The sequence below is a fragment of the Streptomyces nanshensis genome, from assembly GCF_001751255.1.
In the GTDB taxonomy this organism is placed as follows: domain Bacteria; phylum Actinomycetota; class Actinomycetes; order Streptomycetales; family Streptomycetaceae; genus Streptomyces; species Streptomyces nanshensis_A.
In genome coordinates this window covers 1-1,003 of record NZ_LJGW01000524.1, presented here as the reverse complement: position 1 = coordinate 1,003, position 1,003 = coordinate 1, and the positions used below count along the sequence as shown (strand labels likewise).

Sequence of the window (1,003 nt, the reverse complement as noted above, 5' to 3'; positions counted from 1 at the left end):
CGTCACCGCCAACCGCAACTCCCCGCGGCAGACCGTGATCTCCGGTCCGACGGAGGCCGTCACCAAGGCCGTCGGACACCTGAAGGACGCGGGCCTGTCCGCCAAGCCGCTCCAGGTCGCGTGCGCCTTCCACAGTCCCCTGGTGGCGGGCGCCGGGGAGGAGTTCGCGCGCACGCTCCAGTCGATGTACGTGCACGCCCCCGGACTTCCCGTCTGGGCCAACAGCACGGCGCGGCCCTACGACACCGTCCCCCATGCGGTGCGCGCAGGGCTCGCCGAACAGATCGGCTCGCCGGTCAGGTTCGCCGAGCAGATCGAGTCGATGTACGAGGCGGGTGCCCGCGTCTTCACCGAGGTCGGCCCCGGAAAGGTACTGACCAGTCTCGTCTCCGCGATTCTCGGTGACCGTCCACACAGTACGGTCACACTTGAGGACGCCAGGCGCGGAGGACTGTACGGTTTTCTCGCCGGTGTCGCACAACTCGCCGTCGCCGGCGCGGACGTGCGCACCGGAAAGCTCTACCAGGGGCGGGACGCCGTCGACCCGGAGAGCGCCACCCCCGTCAAGCCCGCCGGCTGGACCGTGGACGGCCAGCTCGTCCGCCTCGCCGACGGCACCATCCCGCCCAACGCCCTTCGTCCCCCACGCCCTGTCACGGAGCTGATCGTGCCGGAATCCCCCACCGCCGACGGCGCCCCGCTGTCCGGTCCGGACGCTCTCGTCGCCGAATTCCTGCGTACCAGCAGGGAGATGGTCAACGCGCAGCGAGACGTGCTGCTGAGCTATCTGGGAGCCGCCGGACTTCCCGCCGCCGCCGCGTCCCTACCCTCACTTCCCTCTGCCGCGCCGGTCGCGCTGCCCGCGGCACCCGCCACGGAGACGGCCTCCGCCGCTGCCCCCGTCGCTGCCTCTGCTCCTGCTGTTCCCGCGGCTCCCGCCGCTGCTGCTTCCGCTGAGTCGGCCGGTTTGTCGGCTGATGCGGTGTTGGAGTCGGTGTTGTCG

General features: G+C 71.2%; 1 protein-coding gene. It reads left to right on the top strand.

Annotated features, from left to right (window positions below):
- Positions 1 to 1,003: acyltransferase domain-containing protein (locus AN218_RS29505; protein ID WP_141747743.1), on the top strand; the 1,003-nt coding region annotated here is incomplete at both ends.